Below are 17,656 nucleotides of genomic sequence, written 5' to 3' on the forward strand. Positions count from 1 at the left end.
TAAAAAAAGCAACACGAGCAACAGCGAACTTCTCGCTACATTGCTCGGATGCTTAGTCATGAAACAGAAATATTATTCACGTAGGAGTGATTGAAGGATATACACTTTTTCAAGTCGCAGTCGGTAGTTCGTTAGCGGACGACCTGTTTCCTGATACACTACATCGGTATCGATTAGTTTATGTGCCACTAGATAATGTAAATACTTTCGTGTCGATACGCTCGAAACCCCAATATCGTCTGCGAGCTCCGCTGTAGAAAATGTACTTCCTTGCCATGCGATAATTTTCTTGGCGATACGAGTGAATGTCGTTTTCGTCAGACCTTTCGGCAATTCAAATAGGTCACTGTTTATTCGATCTGAAGCATGAAGCAAATTATCAATTTCATCCTGGCTAATTTCGTCATGCTGATTCATCAAATAAAATTGCTTTTTAAACTGCAGCAAGGCATTCTGAAACCGTTCAAAAGTAAATGGCTTGATCAAGTAGTCAACGGCTCCATAGCGAAGCGCCTGTTGTACAGAGTCTTTATCATTAGCTGCTGTGATCAAAATCACATCTACCGAGTCGCCTTCTTTCCGAAGTTCCGTTAATAAATCGAGTCCAGTCGGTCCTTTCATATAGACATCCAGTAAAATGAGATCCACTGGCGAAGACTCCAAGAACGTCCGACCTTCGGCTACATTTTTCGCAAAGCCTGCTATTGTAAAGCCTGGAATGCTTTCTAAATAAATCCCATTAAATTTCGCTACCATAGGATCATCTTCAATTATTAACACTCGAATCATCATTCTTCACCTGTATATGGCACACGAACCGTAAATTCTGTCCCATTCCCTTTCGTAGAAGATACCGTCCACTCGCCGTTTAATTCATCCAATGCGATTTTAGCTAAATACAATCCATATCCATGCCCTTCTCCTTTGGACGAGATTCCCTGTTCAAATACTTCTTCTATATTTTCTAAAAGGATCCCCGGCCCATTATCTCGTACGCTGAATTGTAATTGTGACGCTACGTAATCCAGAGTCAATTGAACCTCACCGTCGACTTGTTCACTTACCACGTCGCAAGCGTTGTCGAGTAAATTCCCTACTATAGTAATGATCTTGTCCATATGCTCCATCTTTTGTAACGGAGGCAGCGGATGATTTCCATCTAACTTGATAAGTATGCCTGACTCGCGTGATTCACTTAATTTGCTCATTAAATAGCCCGCGATGACAGGATCTTTAACAAGTCTAGATACGACACCTGTTTCCTTTTGGTACGTATCTGAAATATAAGACGTATACTCTTTTAACTCATCATAGGATTTCGTATGAACCATTGCCATGATGACATGTAGTTTATTCATGAATTCATGTGTTTGATGTCTTAATGTTTCCGCATATATTCTAGCGCCAGTTAGTTGTTCCACTAGGGAAGTGAGTTCGGATTTATCACGGAATATAGCAAGTGCACCGACTAACTGATCATTGGAAATGACAGGTACTTGCGTCACTACGACATCTAGCCCATTTAATTTCAGCTCTTGATCATACTGGGGCTTTTTATCTTCGAGCATCTGCTGCAGAGGAAGTGACGGAACAAACGATTGAATCGACTTTCCAAGAGGATTGCCTTCTACACCCGCCGAACGGAAAAGTGTAATAGCCGCTTGATTCACTAACACAATTTCTGCTTGATCATTAATCGCAATAATCCCGTCACGAACCGCTTCTAGCATCGCTTCTCGTTCGCGAAGTTGCTGGGCGATTTCCCCCGGTTCCAGTCCAAATAACGTACGCTTCACTTTTCTTGCCAATAAAATAGCGCCCACTAAACCGATCAGTAAACCAAATCCAATTCCAATAAAACTAGAATTGACGCTTTCTAAAACAGCGGAACGGACGTTATCCATCATAATACCGACCGCAACCACACCGATAATCTGACCTTCCGCCCAAATGGGAACGAACGCCCTCATCGATTTCCCAAGCGTCCCTGTCGCCATCGACGTATACTGCTGCCCGTCAAAAGCCAAGTCTTCGTCACCGCCAACAAAATATTGACCAATACGTTCAGCTACTGGATGGGATTGTCGGATACGTTCAGTATTCATGACGACAATATATTCCACTTGTGTTTCGTCTTGAACCGATTGTGTAAACGCCTGAATTTCCTCAATCGGCCCTTTTCCTGTTAAACCATCAATGACCGACTGTGTATGGCTTATCGTGATGGCGATATTCATCGCTTTTTCCGATTGTGAATCCCTCGCCCGATCCGCTGCACTGCCTCCAATTAAAAAACCAGTGACAGAAAGAGAAACGAAGACCACTAGACCGACCAAAGCAGTCAACCAGACTTGCATACTAATCGGTCTCTTATTATGTTTTTTCATTTTTTCACCCGAGTGTTTGTATAGTAGTTTCTTCTATACTAAGCATATACCAAAATGAGAGGCGTGGGTAGCGCATTTCCTATCGGAGATTCCTAATATAATAGTCTTTCCAAGACCAAACCATTCCTCTGAATTCAACTATCTAAGCCTCTATGTTATGATAGCAGGATCAATTAGAACTTGTCGGTGGAAGGGAAAAATTCTCCAAACCGCAAATTACATACAGTAAAAGAGGAGGAATCATGACGTGAATATTCATCCAATCAAAGCCTTTTCTGATAATTATATATGGTGCATTCAAGAAGAAACAGAGGTAGTTGTGGTGGATCCAGGAAAAGCGAGTGTTGTCCTAGATTACCTTGAAGAAAATCAGCTTCGTTTGGCTGCCATTCTTTTAACGCATATGCATGAAGATCATACTGGCGGAGTACGAGAGATTCTCGCGAGTCATCCGGAATGTCTTGTTTATGGACCGGAAGAAACGAAAGACTTGGTGAATAGTGTGGTAAAGGAAGAGGACTCCTTTAACTTGTTGAGCCAAACTTTCCAAGTCTACGAATCAGGAGGTCATACGCATGGCCACATCAGTTTCTTAATGGGAAATCATCTATTTTGTGGAGATGCCTTATTTTCAGCAGGATGCGGTCGGGTCTTTACAGGCGATTACGAAGCTCAATATGAAACGTTGCAGAAATTTAAGCACTTGGACGATGATATAAACGTTTATGCCGGTCACGAGTATACCGAAACTAATTTACGTTTTGCATACGAAATACAGCCGGATAATAAAAAAATCTCCAACTCATTGGATGAAGTCCAAGAAATGCGTGCTAAAGATCAGCCAACGCTCCCGTCAACAATCGGCAGAGAGAAGGAAATTAACCTCTTTTTGCAAGCGGAAACTTTGGAAGACTTTATCGAATTACGTAACGCGCGTGATAATTTCTAAGACAACTGACTTTGTTCAATCGCATAAAGTGTATTGAAATAGTATCTATGATAAGATTAGGTCAATAAAATCATGGAGGATGATAGTGATGAACCAAGTACTTGTTGAAATTTGTTTACGTGTTAGAGACATTGATGCGACTTTAGATTTTTATACGGAGCTCTTTGATTTTGAAGTAGCCAGTCGCAGAGAATTCCCAGAGCATAAATTTGATTTAATCTATCTAAATTCACCAGGCGCGTCAGTACAAATAGAACTTACGTATAATTATGATGCAGAACCATATGTTATTGGAAATGGTTTCAGTCATTTAGGCGTAACCGCAGATGATTTAGAAAAAATGCATGAAATTTGTAAAGCTTCTCCTTATGAAACAGGTGAGTTAAAAGGACTTGCAGGTGGAGCACCATCTTACTTCTTCGTTACTGATCCTGACGGCTATAGAATTGAAGTAAAGCGTAAGCACTAAAACATTCCAAAAACCAAAATGATTGTAAAAAGCCTACCCCTCGACACTCTTTTACCAAAAATATAAATGAGGGGTAGGCTTTTTTTGTCGTGTTATTTGGTCTGTATTAATAAGGGATTTATATGTAGCCGAGCGCGTGGTGAACCCTCTTCGCTTATTTAAAACCCACATCAGTCGCAGCTATAGAGAGTATAAGAAGTTCAGTTATAAGTGACCCATATTAGAAAAAGGGCTGTTGCCTGATTGGCGCTCTATTCTCGATTTCAATTTAAATAATCTCGGCCGATTATATCGTTGAATTAAGCAAAAAGGGATATGAATGAGGAAATTAACAACAGAACAAATAAAGGCCATCCAAAAATACTCATTAGGGTTAATGAATATTGAAAGAAAACCTAATACAGCTATGGTTAAATGCCCAACTTCAGCATAATAAGTTTGCATAATCACTTGATCCAAGTATTTAGGATTTAATTCTTTTTTCAAACGTTTAAGAGTAGAATTCACTGCCGGTAGTTGATCTTTCCATTTGTTGATTTTTATTAACTTGTATAGTTTTCTTTCAAATGATTTTTCTTTGAAAAACAAATTACTTTGAAAGATCCCCTTAGGCAATAAACGACTTCCATACGCTACGCCATAGTTGAGTATAAGCCAAAATGAAGTGTTAATAATTATCATATATAGTAAATGGCAAATTCTCACCCTTTTAATAGTTTTCGGCTTAATTTATTAAGTAACCCGTATCCGATTGCGGGATAGTGGTTGGAGGCCGTTGATCTGCGCTGCAGCCGGACGCGTGTCCTATGGGCGTGCGGTGAACCTCCCAGTGTCGCCGGCTTCCACTCCGATCAACTAAGTGAGTGCTTTAAACTTTATTCTTTCAACGCGCCCGATTGCTAAGTATAAAATTCTATATTTTTAAGACTGTCCCAGTAAATTAGCTCTTGTCTTTATGGCAAGTTTATTCAAAAACAGCCAAATGTGAAGATAAAGAACAGAGCCCACAACTCCTAAAACTAGATATTCCATAACTCCTTCGCCCCATCCGTTTCTTACCAAATCTCCTAAGGCATAAATGTTATAAGCTATTCCCAAAAATATAAATATAATTAAAGAAATAAAGTAATTTTTTGATTTAAAAAACTCCTGTACAAAGAAATCTACGCATAAAGCGATAAAACCACCAATCAAAAAGACTGGCAATACAAAAAATCCCCATAATGCAAGAAAATCAGTTAGCTCAAAGTAATTTAATGAATCAAAATAACTTAATGAAATCAGTTGTACAAATATAAAACTGCTAACAAAACTAGTGACTGCGTAGATAATTAATATCATTCTTCATTCTCCTTTTTAACAAAGAAAGGACCATTCCATTTAAGAATCTGGCCCTATTGCTGTATTGGGGCATTTGCCTATATAACAAACGCACCCAAAAGTTTATATATTTCGTTCTCTTTTTTGGCGTATTGACCATCTTGAGTAAAATAGTAACTCCCCGATTATTAATCCAAATAAAATGGCGACAAGGCCAGATGTATAATCAGGTTGATCAAATAAAAATGTAACAATTATAAATCCAATTAATAAACCAACAGCGATACTTATATAAGATTTATATCTTTCTTTTAGATACATTCTCATAGTCAATCACCTTTCTGATAACTATTCAGTAATCTGGTTCAAATACTTAACCATTAGCCTACTTATACGTCAAAATGGCACCGTTCATTCGAATGCCATTTGTTGTTCTTATTTTTCTATACTCGCTTGTTTTTTCAGCTCTTGTACCATTCAACTGAACGGGTTACGCTTGCTCTTTCCAATTGTTCAACTTCTCCATCACAAGATCATACGTCTTTTGCGAAATATCAGGGAGTGTTCCACCAAGCGCTTGCTTCGCTTGATTAAACCCTTCTTCAATGGAACTCTTAAGAAGATCAAACTTACTTTTGTCTCCTCCTGAAATAGCGTTGGCGAATTCTAGGATCCGATCACTGACTTTTTCGGGACTTTGCTCTCCCCCTTCGCCAATGGACTTCTCCGCATCTAACCGCAGTTTTTCATCCACTACAATAGTCTTCTTGCCGCTACGTACATCTTCCACGGTGATCCCTTGTCTTTCGAGAAGTTCGCGCACCAAGTTCTGTAAATTCTCATACGCTTTCTCGCTTTCCGCCTTCAGCCGTTCAATCGTCGGTCCATCAATTTTGGTCATCGGCTTGTCATACCCCGCATTTTTGAAGTTTGTTGAGGGTATATACTGATCAACCGGTTTATTAGTTGTCGATTCATTGTTCTTCGTAGCGTCTTCTTTTTCAGGAGCTGGCTTTTGTGTTTGAGGCATCTTAAAAGTAGATAGGTTTGGTGTAATCTTCATTTAATTTCCTCCTCTATAATTTGTATTTGACTATTCTGTTATTATATCGGTCACTTCTATAGTTTTTGTAGATTATGTTATGGGCCATTCCTTCAAAATGGCCCGCGCAATATGTGAACCACTTAGCGCGGAAGACAAAGTACCGGGACCTGGGAACGACTGCTCGCCCGCAATATAAAACTGCGGCAACGCTGAACGCACACTCTTCGGCTTGAGAATCGCGTTTCGTACCGTCAATGGAAACCCACCTACGCTCGTCTTCCCGATGTAGGTCTTATAAGTTTCGGGCGTTCCCGCTTCCGAATAAATCAAATAATCTTCAATAGGAAAGACTTTTTGAATTTCTGTCAACATCGCTTTTGTCATGGCTTCCTTCAATTGTTTATACTCGTCTTTGGACAATAATCCCCACTGTTCTGTATCCGCATGGATCGAGCACGTCATCATCACTTCATCTTCGATTCGTTCGTTACGTTTATCGTAAGCTGGCTGGAAAGTTACGTATACGGGTCCGTGTCCGTCCGAATATAATATAGACTGGGCTTTATCAGGTATAATTTGGAGTGCGAAAGGAAGTTGTCTGCCACCTAGCTCCCGTTGCCAGAAAGTTCCGTTCAGAAGCGCATCGATCCGGAAAGCCCCCCAAGAAAACTGCTTCGATTCCGAATGACTTGTCCGCGGACCAAACGAAATACCTGAATTGTTGATGACAAGATCATACGTACCTGAACGCTTCCTACTCTTCACATGCCACTTCTTGTCTTTATAAAACAATTCATTCACCGCGGACGCTTTGACCACTTCGCCACCTAGTTCAATAATCCGCTCCGCCAGTGCCACACTTAACTGCGACATGCCCTTATCAACATAGAAGCTGCCTCTTCCATAGATCGTCAGCGCAAGACTCGAGGGTAATAAAGCGGCTTTTGTGCAATACGTTTGTGCCGCATCAAGCAGTTGCGCGTCAAGAAATTGCCGTAGCGGTTCATATGTATCTAGCTTATATACACGCAGCAAATCTTCCACCGTGCGTGTCGCATAGCGTGCCAATCGCAACATACTGCCCGCATGGAATACAGCATGGCCAGGTAGTTTCCCGAGATCATACATATGCTGAATGGGTAAAGAAACACCGGTAGCCGTCACATCAAATACCCCTGCGCTAATTTGCTCTACTCTATTCCAGAAAGCCAAGACATCTCGTTTTCTTTCATGAAAGACTTGGCCGAGCTCTTCTTTCCACGCGGTTCTGTCCCTGTACAATGATATTCTGCGGTCTTCTAGCAAAACATCCATTGGGTGATCGAGCAATGTGTATGGAATATTCATATCGAGTTCATTGAATAACGTATCAAGCAAACCGTGTTCTTCCAAACCGAAAGCAATCGTCGCACCAGTAGGAAATGTATGCTTGTTTCGTACATACGACCCCGCTGATCCACCTACTTTTGTCGCTTTTTCCAAAACAGTGACCGCGTAGCCTTCTTTTGCTAACAAAGCGCCTGCCATCAGCCCTCCGATACCTGCTCCAATGATGCAAACGGTTTTAGTCAAAGCGATCTCCTTCTTTCTTTGTCCGGTATATGTTTATGTACTAGATTGAAAAAACTAAAGGCAAGCAATCATCTCAGAACTCTTTTTTCCACAACGGCAAGAACCATTTGACGCCACGCTTGTTAACAGGAAGGATCTTTAAGTCCGCGATGAGATGACTAATATAACCGGCAAGCCCCGCAGCGACTAGTCCTTCGATCGGCCACTCTGCATGCAGATGTTGCAAAATATACCCATAGAACACAATGCCGAGAATGGAATGTGTATACGATCGATGCGGTATGAAGGAAGCAATAATAATATAGCTTCCCGCGAGTAAAATGCCTGTTGACTGATCCAGTACGAAACCGAGAAGCATGACGAGAATTCCTGTGATCGTCAGCATTCGCCGTTGTGTGATGATGCGTGAAACAATGAGCAACAGAAGACCAATACCACCATACACATAAATATCTTGGCTAAGCCCTTGTGTAATGACTTGATAACAAAGCGTCAATAAAATCACGATACCCGCAGTCTCCATCAACCATTTACTTACTTTTTTACTTAGTGTAATACTATTGCTCGCGAGCCCATTCGTGTCCAGATCTGGCACAACGCCAGATATCCCACCTACTGCCGCACCAATCAATGCGGTCTTAATATCCGGCTGGACAGCATAGCCCGCAATGGCCCCGACGGTTGTACCGATCAATAAATGTGAAGTGCCTTTCATATGTAAACCTCTCTAGTTGTATAGTGTACGGTCGAATCAAGAACGTATATTCGTTCCGTCTTTTTTAGTATAATTGATTCTCATGCGAAAGGGAAAAGTTTATGTGTTGTAGAAACTTCTTGTGAATGATAGATTGTAAATTTACATAGTTAGATGTTAAACTAAACGGTTGATTTAACGTAAATGTGGGCGTATATTGAGCCTGTAGATAGTAATTACATGTATATAAAGGAGTGTTTAGTATGACAGGAATGATGGCAGGAAAAGCAGGATTAGTTACAGGATCAGGTTCGGGTATCGGTAGAGCATCTGCACTTGCATTAGCAAAAGCAGGCGCAAAAGTTATGGTCTCTGATGTAAGTGAAGAGGCTGGACAAGAAACGGTACAAATGATCAAAGACCTTGGTGGCGAAGCAGCCTTCATAGCATGTGATGTAAGTAATGAAGAGCAAGTCATCGCACTAGTAGATAAAACAGTTGAAACGTTCGGCCAGTTAGACTTCGCACTGAATAATGCAGGCATTAACAAAGGTCAAAAACCGATCGGTGAATTGGATTCAAAAGACTGGGATCTTACGCTTAAAGTCAATCTGTACGGCACATTCTACTGCATTAAGCATGAAGTAAACGCTATGCTAAAAACGGGTGGCGGTGCAATTGTCAACACGGCATCCGGTGCAGGTCTTGAAGGTTCACCAAATATGACACCCTACACTGCATCCAAACACGCCATTGCCGGCTTAACTAAATCCGTTGCGTTGGAATACGGTCAACAAGGCATCACGATCAACTCGATCGCTCCAGGTGCTACAATTACCCCTGCTATCGAAGGCTGGGCCAAAACATCTCCCGAGCAATACGAAGCAGTACTTGCATCACTTCCAGCTGGAAGAATGTCCACTGCAGAAGATCAAGCAAACGCGGTAGTCTTCCTATGCTCAGACCTCGCCAGATCAATCAGCGGCGTCACACTTGCGGTAGATGGCGGGTATACTGCCGGTAAAATGCAGTCGTAATGAATGGAAACGTTAAAAATCAAAAAAAATGGATCAGGCATAGTGCCTAATCCATTTTTTTCTGATATCTTACAAGCCAAAGTATTTCAAACAGCTCTATACATGATTAATTCAAGATGTTGTGTACATAACTCCAAGAAGTTAAATCAGTCAACTCATCCATTTGCAATTCAACGTTGCCGCCTAAATAAACGGTATCTCCTTCGATCGCTAATACCATCGTTTGTAGAATGGGTTTACTGCTGTTGCATTGATAGATGTCTCCGATTTTAGGTATATACGTTTCCGGTGTGTGGACTTCCTTCTTGATTAGTTTTTGTTCATTTATATAATCAGCGTCTGGGTTTTCGAGATCAATAATGTTCGCGCCTTCTTCAAGCCCTGGGATCATCGTCCAATATTCGTTATGCTTGATCCCGTTTGACTGGTTGCTGATTACGCCATTCGATTCAATTGACGAGACGATCTCCATCGCATGAAGATGATAATGGTCAAATGAATCCGGCTGTGGGTTAATAATTAAAATATAGTCCCCCACTTTTGCTTTCTCATCTTTATGCAGAGTGTATCGTTTATGATTCACAATAAAACTATCCATATGCTGTGGTCTATACAATGTAATTTCCTTAGCCGTCGCCAACTGCTGTTCATAATCTTCGAGACGAATAAGGTGAACCGACTGCTTAAAGAAAGCTTTCACAGAATAGACTTGATGCAGTTTTTTTTGATAGTAAACAAACTGGCCTTTTCTAACATTTAATAAATTCAATAGATGTCACACCTTGTTAAGTATTTTCTGCTGGCTATTGTCCTTTTATATCATCTAATCACCACAAAGCGTTTCATTGGAATTAGAGAACATCGCGCAGAATCTATACTTATCATAACAATAATTGAAATTTTAAGAAAGTTAGCCGGTCTGGGCGTAACTGTGAAATATTTCAGCATCTGCAACGTGCGGTAATGTGTTGCGAATTTTTACTGGATCCATTTCCTCTTACAACTTCACGATCGGTTCCATCACCGTCAATGTTCGATTCACGGTATCCATATTTACATTAGCGCCAATAGGTACGGCCGCTTTGTAATGGCTATGTGCGGTGGCTAGGTTGGTCAGTAAAGGTTTACCAAGTGGCACTAAAAATTCATTGATCAAATCTACATAGCTTTTTCCGTATGCCGTTTCACAGTTCGTACATTGTCCCATAATAATTCCTACACAATCCTCAAATTTCCCTGCCAACTTCAAATGGCTTAAGTATCGGTACACCGTATTGATCGGTTCATGCGTCTCTTCTAATAAAATAATTCTGCCTTCCGTATTGATTTCATAGGACGTACCTAACGTGCCTATAAATGACGTGAGATTCCCACCGACAATCGGCCCTGTAACATTTCCTGGCACTACTCCGATCAGCGGAACTTCAGGTGGATTGACAATGGGCCAGGGCGCCGTGATAGTCGATGTTGCGGCAAAGAATTGATTGAAATTATAGGCAGGAGTTCGTGAATTGAAGTCTAACAACAATAAACTTTGTAAACCGATAAGATCGCCATATTCAAACAACGCATTCAATAATATTGTAATGTCACTATATCCCGAAACAATTTTAGGGTTTTGTTTTATTACGTTAAAATCAAGGAACGGTAAAATACTCGCCACACCGACGCCACCTCGCGTAGGTAAAATCCATTTCACTGCCGGATTTGTAAACATCTTCATTAAATCTGAAGCCCTTTGCTGAGGAGTCGCGGCAAGAAAGCCGTCAGCTGAATACACATGTTCACCCACCACGACTTTATAGCCCATACTTTGCAACATTCGAATCCCTTCCGTAATACGATTTGCTGCGAGCGGACTTCCAAGCGTTACAATCCCTACCGTGTCACCTCTTTTTAATTGCTGCGGTTTCGTAGCCATCAATCAGTAACCCCTCTCCCCTAGTAAGTAGCACAAACCTATTCTATTGTAGTAGCATATGTTCGCGGATCTTTTTTTGGGACGCGAAAACTCCGCCAGTTTGTATAAAACTAGCGGAGTCTATTTGTTAGAATATATGAATGAATAACTTTGCAACCAAGTAATATTGAAATTACTTACCTGCGATATCTAGACACCAAGTGAAATTTTCCCATGCTGAATACCAGCCAGTGAATTGCTCGTGCGAATCATCCCAACGAACTTCAAACTTCTTTTGACCGTCTACCTCTATCAAATACAGCATCAACGTAGCGTCTTCCTTAGCCGTCGCTAACTTCATCCCATTTTGAAGTTCATCTTCAGTCAATTGTACATCTGAAACGGATCGCAACTGGGCTTGCTCAAATACCTGTTTGTTACTAATTCTATAATTCATAAAGACCCTCCACTAAAACTTTTATTATTACTAATCATACATACTTCTTGCGTACTGTAAAGAAGCACAGAAGTATATTTTATACGTATTAACCGATGAAATCAAAGGGGAAGTTTAATAACTGAATGGAATAGCGCAACGACATCAAAAAAACACTATATATTTGGCTGTAATTTCCTCCACATTGAAGAATCTAGTAATTAGAATTCCCTTCTGTTCTATACTGTATAGTACTCACCGTTACTGGCGACAATTAATTATGATATGATTTATGCAATAAAAAGAAAGTCAAAATAGAGGGATACAATGATGTTTATATTTTTATTTTTTACGGTTCTTATTCTGGCGATCACCGTTAGACGCCTTGGACATAAGCCAGTGATTTCCACAGTTGCCGGCGCTCCGCTTATGTCGATGGGCATAGCACTGAAAAGCGTCGGATTCGTATATTTTCCGCACGTAAACAGTACCGTATTTTACGTACTTATTGCGGGCGCTTTTTGGATACTGATTCATTACGTATTCGATGTATTTCAGAAAGATTTTTATTTGCTTCATGTACAAGACCCGATATCGAGTTTTTCAATCGGCACTTGGATTGCCTCTGTTTCGATCATACTTATTTTACTGTCCGATCAAAACATCTCCAGTTCAATGAACATTCTCTTTTACATTAATCTCACATTTTGGTTTATTTATATTGGACTCGTTATAAGAAATTATAGTCTCATTTTCACCAACCTGAAAAAGTATATAGATCAAATTCATGGCGGATTGCTGCTGACGTGCGTGTCCACACAATCCATTGTGATTTCTGGCTACCATGTTTTCACTGGTGAGAATTGGACAGTTCCCGTTACTACTCTGCTCATTATTGGTTCACTGTTTTACATACTAAACTTTTTGCTGATCGTGTTTCGTTATGTAAATGCTTCGACTAACGACTTAACAGTCAACTGGATTAATACGAATTGCATTTTACACGGCGCTATATCCATTACAGGCGTGGCTTTGACATTCTCCCATCCTGCAGCCTTCTCCCTCCTATACATCGTTTGGATTCTTTCATTCGTTTTCTTCTTGGTCATTGAACTAATTGAGATTCTGTGGGCTTTTCAACGTATTCGGAAACTCGGCTGGCATCATGGTATCTTTGTCTATTCACCAACGCAATGGGCTCGGGTTTTCACATTCGGCATGTTCCTTTTCTTTACGGAACGAATTCCTGCGGGCCAGCATGAATGGATCGATGTGTTAGCACAGTTGCTGCAACTCTTCTTGCCGGTTGTGATTGTTCTATTAATTATCGCGGAAGTTGCGTTGATGAGCATGCAGATTGATCGTCAACTACGGTCGGAAAGAAACGGAGCGATTGATTGAATGACTGTAAACGATACCAGATCCATACACGACTCTAGTTCAATTTCGAACGATTTTCGGGTGGTGTTTCGGACTGGTATTCAATCTGTTCTTGTATAAACTTAACTAATATGTTAAGGTATTAATTCAGACGACTTTCTTAATTTATTAAGGAGCCACGTCTATTTTTTTAATTCCTTATTTCAAAACCGAATAGTTATAAGGATTTCCCTTTAATAACACACAGGAGGTACTTATGCTAAAGTTTGAAAATGTTACAAAAGTGTACGATGGTGGATTTCAAGCTGTGAAATCTGTCAACTTCGAGATTGCTGAAGGTGAATTACTAGTTCTCATAGGACCCAGTGGTTCAGGTAAGTCTACTACGATGAAAATGATTAACCGGATTATTCCACACACAAGTGGGAAAATTTCTATCAACGGCAAAGATATCAAATCTTATAATGCCGCTGATCTCCGCAGAAATATCGGTTATGTCATTCAGCAAATCGGTCTTTTCCCTCATTATACAATCGAAAAAAACATTTCTATTGTACCGCAACTTAAAAACTGGGATGAAAAAGAAATTAAAGCACGTGTACTCGAACTACTTGAATTAGTCGGACTGGATCCGGAAATCTATGCTACACGGTATCCAAAAGAATTATCAGGTGGACAGCAACAACGTGTCGGAATTGCGAGAGCGCTTGCAGCGAATCCAGATGTGATTTTAATGGATGAACCGTTCAGTGCGCTGGACCCCATTACACGGGAGCAATTGCAAGAAGAATTACTGAAGTTACATAAAAAGTTAAAGAAGACTATTGTCTTTGTTACACACGACATGGACGAAGCGCTAAAGATGGGCGATCGTATTGCCATTATGAAAGACGGCAATTTACTTCAGCTAGACACGCCAGAGAAATTACTACATGAACCCGCTCACGGCTTTGTAGAAGAATTTATGGGTAAGCATCGTATTATCCAAAATCCTGAACTGATGCCGGTTACGGAAATCATGGCAGAAAAGGTCGTCACTACACGTTCTACTACTTCTCCAGAACGAGCCATTTCTCTAATACGTCAACGTAAAATTACGGATCTTCTCGTTGTAGATGATCATAAGAAATTACTTGGCATCGTCTCCGCTTACGATTTAATTAAAAATTTGGATAGCATCAAAACCATTGATGACGTAATGAAACCCGCAGTACCTTTTTTATTGGATACAGCAACGGCGAAAGATGCCATTATTATGATGGACACTTCCCCGTTCGGCATGATTCCAATTGTCAATGAACAGCATATATTGGTAGGTCTTGTAAACCGCGGCTCCTTGCTCTCTGCGATGTCTAGTCAATGGACAGATAAGGGGGCAGATTTAGATGAATGATTTAAATATATGGCAACAACTTGTGGAACAAACCAAACTACGATGGCCGGAAGTGCTCGAAGCAACTTCCATCCATATTCAACTCGTATTCTTCTCAATGATCCTCGCTGTAGTCATTGCGGTAACGCTCGGTATTCTTATTACACGTGTACCTAAACTAAAAACTGGGGTACTTGGTGCGGCAGGCATTATGCAAACCATACCTAGTTTAGCTGTGCTCGGCTTTATGATTCCCATTTTCGGAATTGGCGTCAAAACAGCTATTGCTGCGTTATTCCTTTACTCTTTACTGCCTATTATGCGAAACACTTATACAGGCATTAAAGACGTTGATCCCGCCACAATCGAAGCGGCGAGAGGTATGGGTATGACCAACATGCAAATTTTGTTTAAAGTAGAATTACCCCTTGCTATTCCTATTATTATGGCCGGTATTCGAACAGCTGCGGTTATTAACGTCGGAAACGCGACACTTGCAGCATTCATCGGAGCAGGTGGACTTGGTGACTTCATTTTCCTCGGTATTACACGTGGAATTGACGGATTGATTTTACTTGGGGCCATTCCAGCAGCGATCCTTGCGATTGCCCTTGAAACGTTCTTTAGCGCCGTTGAACGTTGGACGACGCCGAAAGGATTGAGATGACTTGAAAAACAAACTGACACTGTTGCTCGTCACGACCTTACTGGCTAGCCTACTTTCAGGCTGTATTTTCAATGAAAAAGATTCACTTAGACTCGGTTCTCGAAATAATACGGAAAGTATTATTTTATCTAATATCATGGGACAATTAATTGAAGATCGCTTAGGTGTAGATATTATTTACAAAGAAAACTTAGGTGGCTCATCCGTCGTCTGGAACGCGATGACTAATGACCACATCGACGTCATCCCTGACTACACGGGAACTATTGTCGTGACGTATTATCAAGAAGAGCCTGGAACAGCTGAAGAAACACTAGCTTCGACCAAACGACTCGTCGCCGGTGACAACATTACCGCACTCGGTACGTTCGGATTCAATAACACGTATACACTAGCACTTGATGAAGAGAAAGCGGAAGAGCTAGGCCTCGTGACATTTAGTGATTTCGCTAAAGTGTCGAACGATTTCACTCTCGGCGCCGTATTCGAATTTATTGATCGACCAGACGGATTACCTGGTTTCGAAAAAGAATATGACATCGAATTTAAAGACGTCAAAGGGATGGATCACGGTATGATGTATCGTGCGATTGGCGCAAATGAAGTAGATGTCATCAACTCCTACACGACAGATGGACAGCTAGCGATTGCGAATCTACGCGTGCTAGAAGACGACAAAGCGTACTTCCCGCCCTACCATGCACTGCCGTTAGTACGGGACGAAACACTTAAAGAATACCCAGAACTCGAAGAAATACTCGGTCTTCTCGAAGGTCAAATCGATGAAGAAACGATGCAAGTGATGAATGGAAAAGTCGATAATGATGGAATTATGGTCGAACTCGTCGCCAAGGAATACTTGGTGGAGAGTGGGTTAATTGAAGAAAAATAAATAGAAACAGCGCACCCTCTTTTGTAGATGAGGGTGCGCTGTTTTTTGCATTGTGAAGGTACCTAATTTTACGATGAATTAGTGCTACTATTTATTACTCCCCTTTTTTCATTCGGGCTTCATTCAATTGCTGTTTGATTAAATCCAACTGACTCTTATGTTGCTGAATGGTATCTAACTCATTGTCATATTGCTCCACATTCACAAACGCATTTTCCGCGCGCTCAATTGCAATAAACGCATGCTCGATAGCCATCTCTTCTGGATGAGACATCGCTTGTTTCACTGCACGTTCTGCCTTCTCTACCGAATTCCCAAAGAATGTGCCTGGGTGTTGTTTTTTCCAACTCTGGCCAAATTCCTTTCCCAAATCCTTCGCCTCCCACATGTAAAATCCATGATAATTATACGCTTAGTATTGCAATTTATAGCGGAAGTATACGCAAGAGGATTTGAATTATGCGCGCACTTTGCACCTAAAATCAAGCATATTTATTTAAGTACAGGAAACACTACGGACTAGAGAAGAGGTGATATAAACTGAAACGTTTCTGGCTTATTTCTTTCATTGCTTGTATAGGAATACTTTACCTGGCTCTTTTCACCAATCATTGGGGAGCAGATACGGATCTAGTAAGCACGGCCTCCGCATCTAAAAATAGCAAAGACCGTCTGACGACAGAATTGGAATCATTCAGCAAGACGCATCATATCCCCGCGGTTGATGCAAAGGTCGACAGAGTCTGGAAAGCCATCCCCGGCTACAATGGACTGGAAGTGGATCTGAAAGCCAGTTACAAGAAAATGAAAAAGACTGGTACATTGGATCAATCAAAAATCGTGTACAAAGAAACTTCCCCCACTGTTCATTTGAAAGATCTTGGCCCCCACCCCATTTTCAAAGGAAATCCCGATAAACCGATGGTGGCTTTTTTAATTAATGTTGCCTGGGGTAATGAATACATTCCTGAAATTTTGGATGCACTCAAGAAGCATAAAATAAAAGCTACCTTCTTCTTCGACGGCAGCTGGGCAAGTAAAAATCCTGATTTAGCTAAATTGATTCATAGTGAAGGGCATGAAATTGGAAACCACGCATACAGTCATCCCGATTTACAGCAGAAATCAAAAGCTGAAACAATGGAAGAGTTAAAAAAGACCAATGAGGTCATCATTAAAACACTCGGGATTACATCGCCCAAGTGGTTCGGTCCGCCAAGCGGCAGTTTTAATCAGCAAACGGTTGAAACCGCAAGCCAGCTAGGAATGCATACGGTTTTATGGACCGTGGATACAGTCGACTGGAAAAAGCCGGCGACGAATGAAATGGTGAACAGGATCGTATCGCAAGTGGAGAACGGCTCGATGGTTTTAATGCACCCGACTCAACCTGTGGCTGAAGGAATGGAAGATATGATTACACAAATCACCGAGAAAGGTTTTCGTCTGGGGACCGTCAGTGAACTGATGAGTGAAAAGCGTGTGAACGGAACAGTATGGGATGATGAATGAAGTGCTTGCGTAAAACAAAAAAAC

19 protein-coding genes are annotated in these 17,656 nt (G+C 41.0%); 8 read left to right on the forward strand and 11 right to left on the reverse strand.

Annotated elements, in window-relative coordinates:
* Positions 1-72: 72 nt before the first annotated feature.
* Together SporoP32a_RS04815 and dcuS are read right to left on the reverse strand one after the other, a co-directional pair.
* Positions 73-792, reverse strand: coding sequence for a response regulator (locus tag SporoP32a_RS04815; protein ID WP_232319590.1), 720 nt, complete (start codon positions 790-792; stop codon positions 73-75).
* A complete protein-coding gene (gene dcuS, locus SporoP32a_RS04820) occupies positions 789-2,387 on the reverse strand; it encodes a DcuS/MalK family sensor histidine kinase (RefSeq protein ID WP_085426874.1) in 1,599 nt (532 codons plus the stop codon). The genes SporoP32a_RS04815 and dcuS overlap by 4 nt, the downstream gene beginning before the upstream one ends.
* 247 nt (positions 2,388-2,634) lie before the next feature.
* Between dcuS and gloB the strand changes: the two genes are divergently transcribed.
* The gene (gene gloB, locus SporoP32a_RS04825) at positions 2,635-3,336 is read left to right on the forward strand and encodes a hydroxyacylglutathione hydrolase (RefSeq protein ID WP_085426875.1); all 702 of its coding nucleotides are present in this window, start codon (positions 2,635-2,637) and stop codon (positions 3,334-3,336) included.
* An 88-nt stretch (positions 3,337-3,424) separates the two neighbouring features.
* Positions 3,425-3,805, forward strand: coding sequence for a lactoylglutathione lyase (locus SporoP32a_RS04830; RefSeq protein ID WP_085426876.1), 381 nt, complete (start codon positions 3,425-3,427; stop codon positions 3,803-3,805).
* Positions 3,806-4,009: 204 nt separating this feature from the next.
* On the opposite strand, the gene SporoP32a_RS04835 is transcribed toward SporoP32a_RS04830, so the two are convergent.
* The 5 genes from SporoP32a_RS04835 to SporoP32a_RS04860 form a co-directional block, all read right to left on the reverse strand.
* Complete coding sequence (locus tag SporoP32a_RS04835) at positions 4,010-4,486, reverse strand: glycosyl-4,4'-diaponeurosporenoate acyltransferase CrtO family protein (RefSeq protein WP_085426877.1); 477 nt, start codon at positions 4,484-4,486, stop codon at positions 4,010-4,012.
* A gap of 240 nt (positions 4,487-4,726) precedes the next feature.
* The gene (locus tag SporoP32a_RS04840; RefSeq protein ID WP_085426878.1) at positions 4,727-5,146 is read right to left on the reverse strand and encodes a hypothetical protein; all 420 of its coding nucleotides are present in this window, start codon (positions 5,144-5,146) and stop codon (positions 4,727-4,729) included.
* A 469-nt stretch (positions 5,147-5,615) separates the two neighbouring features.
* Entirely contained in the window at positions 5,616-6,188 is a 573-nt protein-coding gene (locus tag SporoP32a_RS04850; RefSeq protein WP_085426880.1) for a hypothetical protein, read from the reverse strand.
* A gap of 72 nt (positions 6,189-6,260) precedes the next feature.
* A complete protein-coding gene (locus SporoP32a_RS04855) occupies positions 6,261-7,742 on the reverse strand; it encodes a phytoene desaturase family protein (protein WP_085426881.1) in 1,482 nt (493 codons plus the stop codon).
* A gap of 73 nt (positions 7,743-7,815) precedes the next feature.
* Positions 7,816-8,457 (reverse strand): metal-dependent hydrolase, encoded by a 642-nt coding sequence (locus SporoP32a_RS04860; protein ID WP_085426882.1) that lies wholly within the window; start codon positions 8,455-8,457, stop codon positions 7,816-7,818.
* A gap of 242 nt (positions 8,458-8,699) precedes the next feature.
* Here SporoP32a_RS04860 and SporoP32a_RS04865 point away from each other — a divergent pair, with 242 nt between their 5' ends.
* The gene (locus SporoP32a_RS04865; RefSeq protein ID WP_085426883.1) at positions 8,700-9,473 is read left to right on the forward strand and encodes an SDR family NAD(P)-dependent oxidoreductase; all 774 of its coding nucleotides are present in this window, start codon (positions 8,700-8,702) and stop codon (positions 9,471-9,473) included.
* A 106-nt stretch (positions 9,474-9,579) separates the two neighbouring features.
* Here SporoP32a_RS04865 and SporoP32a_RS04870 read toward each other — a convergent pair whose 3' ends face one another.
* From SporoP32a_RS04870 to SporoP32a_RS04880, 3 genes are all read right to left on the reverse strand, one after another.
* Positions 9,580-10,242, reverse strand: coding sequence for a hypothetical protein (locus SporoP32a_RS04870; protein WP_085426884.1), 663 nt, complete (start codon positions 10,240-10,242; stop codon positions 9,580-9,582).
* 228 nt (positions 10,243-10,470) lie between these two features.
* Positions 10,471-11,394, reverse strand: coding sequence for a S66 peptidase family protein (locus SporoP32a_RS04875; protein ID WP_085426885.1), 924 nt, complete (start codon positions 11,392-11,394; stop codon positions 10,471-10,473).
* A gap of 172 nt (positions 11,395-11,566) precedes the next feature.
* The gene (locus SporoP32a_RS04880) at positions 11,567-11,830 is read right to left on the reverse strand and encodes a hypothetical protein (protein WP_085426886.1); all 264 of its coding nucleotides are present in this window, start codon (positions 11,828-11,830) and stop codon (positions 11,567-11,569) included.
* A 306-nt stretch (positions 11,831-12,136) separates the two neighbouring features.
* Here SporoP32a_RS04880 and SporoP32a_RS04885 point away from each other — a divergent pair, with 306 nt between their 5' ends.
* From SporoP32a_RS04885 to SporoP32a_RS04900, 4 genes are all read left to right on the forward strand, one after another.
* The gene (locus SporoP32a_RS04885; protein WP_085426887.1) at positions 12,137-13,210 is read left to right on the forward strand and encodes an SLAC1 family transporter; all 1,074 of its coding nucleotides are present in this window, start codon (positions 12,137-12,139) and stop codon (positions 13,208-13,210) included.
* Between the two features lie 235 nt (positions 13,211-13,445).
* Positions 13,446-14,582, forward strand: coding sequence for a betaine/proline/choline family ABC transporter ATP-binding protein (locus SporoP32a_RS04890; RefSeq protein WP_085426888.1), 1,137 nt, complete (start codon positions 13,446-13,448; stop codon positions 14,580-14,582).
* Positions 14,575-15,228: an ABC transporter permease gene (locus tag SporoP32a_RS04895; RefSeq protein ID WP_085426889.1), complete on the forward strand. Its 654-nt coding sequence runs from the start codon at positions 14,575-14,577 to the stop codon at positions 15,226-15,228. Before SporoP32a_RS04890 ends, SporoP32a_RS04895 begins: the two co-directional genes overlap by 8 nt.
* Before the next feature lies 1 nt (position 15,229).
* Complete coding sequence (locus SporoP32a_RS04900) at positions 15,230-16,120, forward strand: glycine betaine ABC transporter substrate-binding protein (protein WP_085426890.1); 891 nt, start codon at positions 15,230-15,232, stop codon at positions 16,118-16,120.
* Positions 16,121-16,214: 94 nt separating this feature from the next.
* Here SporoP32a_RS04900 and SporoP32a_RS04905 read toward each other — a convergent pair whose 3' ends face one another.
* Positions 16,215-16,490, reverse strand: coding sequence for a hypothetical protein (locus SporoP32a_RS04905; protein WP_232319591.1), 276 nt, complete (start codon positions 16,488-16,490; stop codon positions 16,215-16,217).
* 314 nt (positions 16,491-16,804) lie between these two features.
* Here SporoP32a_RS04905 and SporoP32a_RS04910 point away from each other — a divergent pair, with 314 nt between their 5' ends.
* Positions 16,805-17,632: a polysaccharide deacetylase family protein gene (locus SporoP32a_RS04910; RefSeq protein ID WP_232319592.1), complete on the forward strand. Its 828-nt coding sequence runs from the start codon at positions 16,805-16,807 to the stop codon at positions 17,630-17,632.
* The last annotated feature ends 24 nt before the right edge of the window (positions 17,633-17,656 follow it).

Origin of the sequence: Sporosarcina ureae (assembly GCF_002109325.1) — a bacterium.
GTDB lineage: Bacteria > Bacillota > Bacilli > Bacillales_A > Planococcaceae > Sporosarcina > Sporosarcina ureae_C.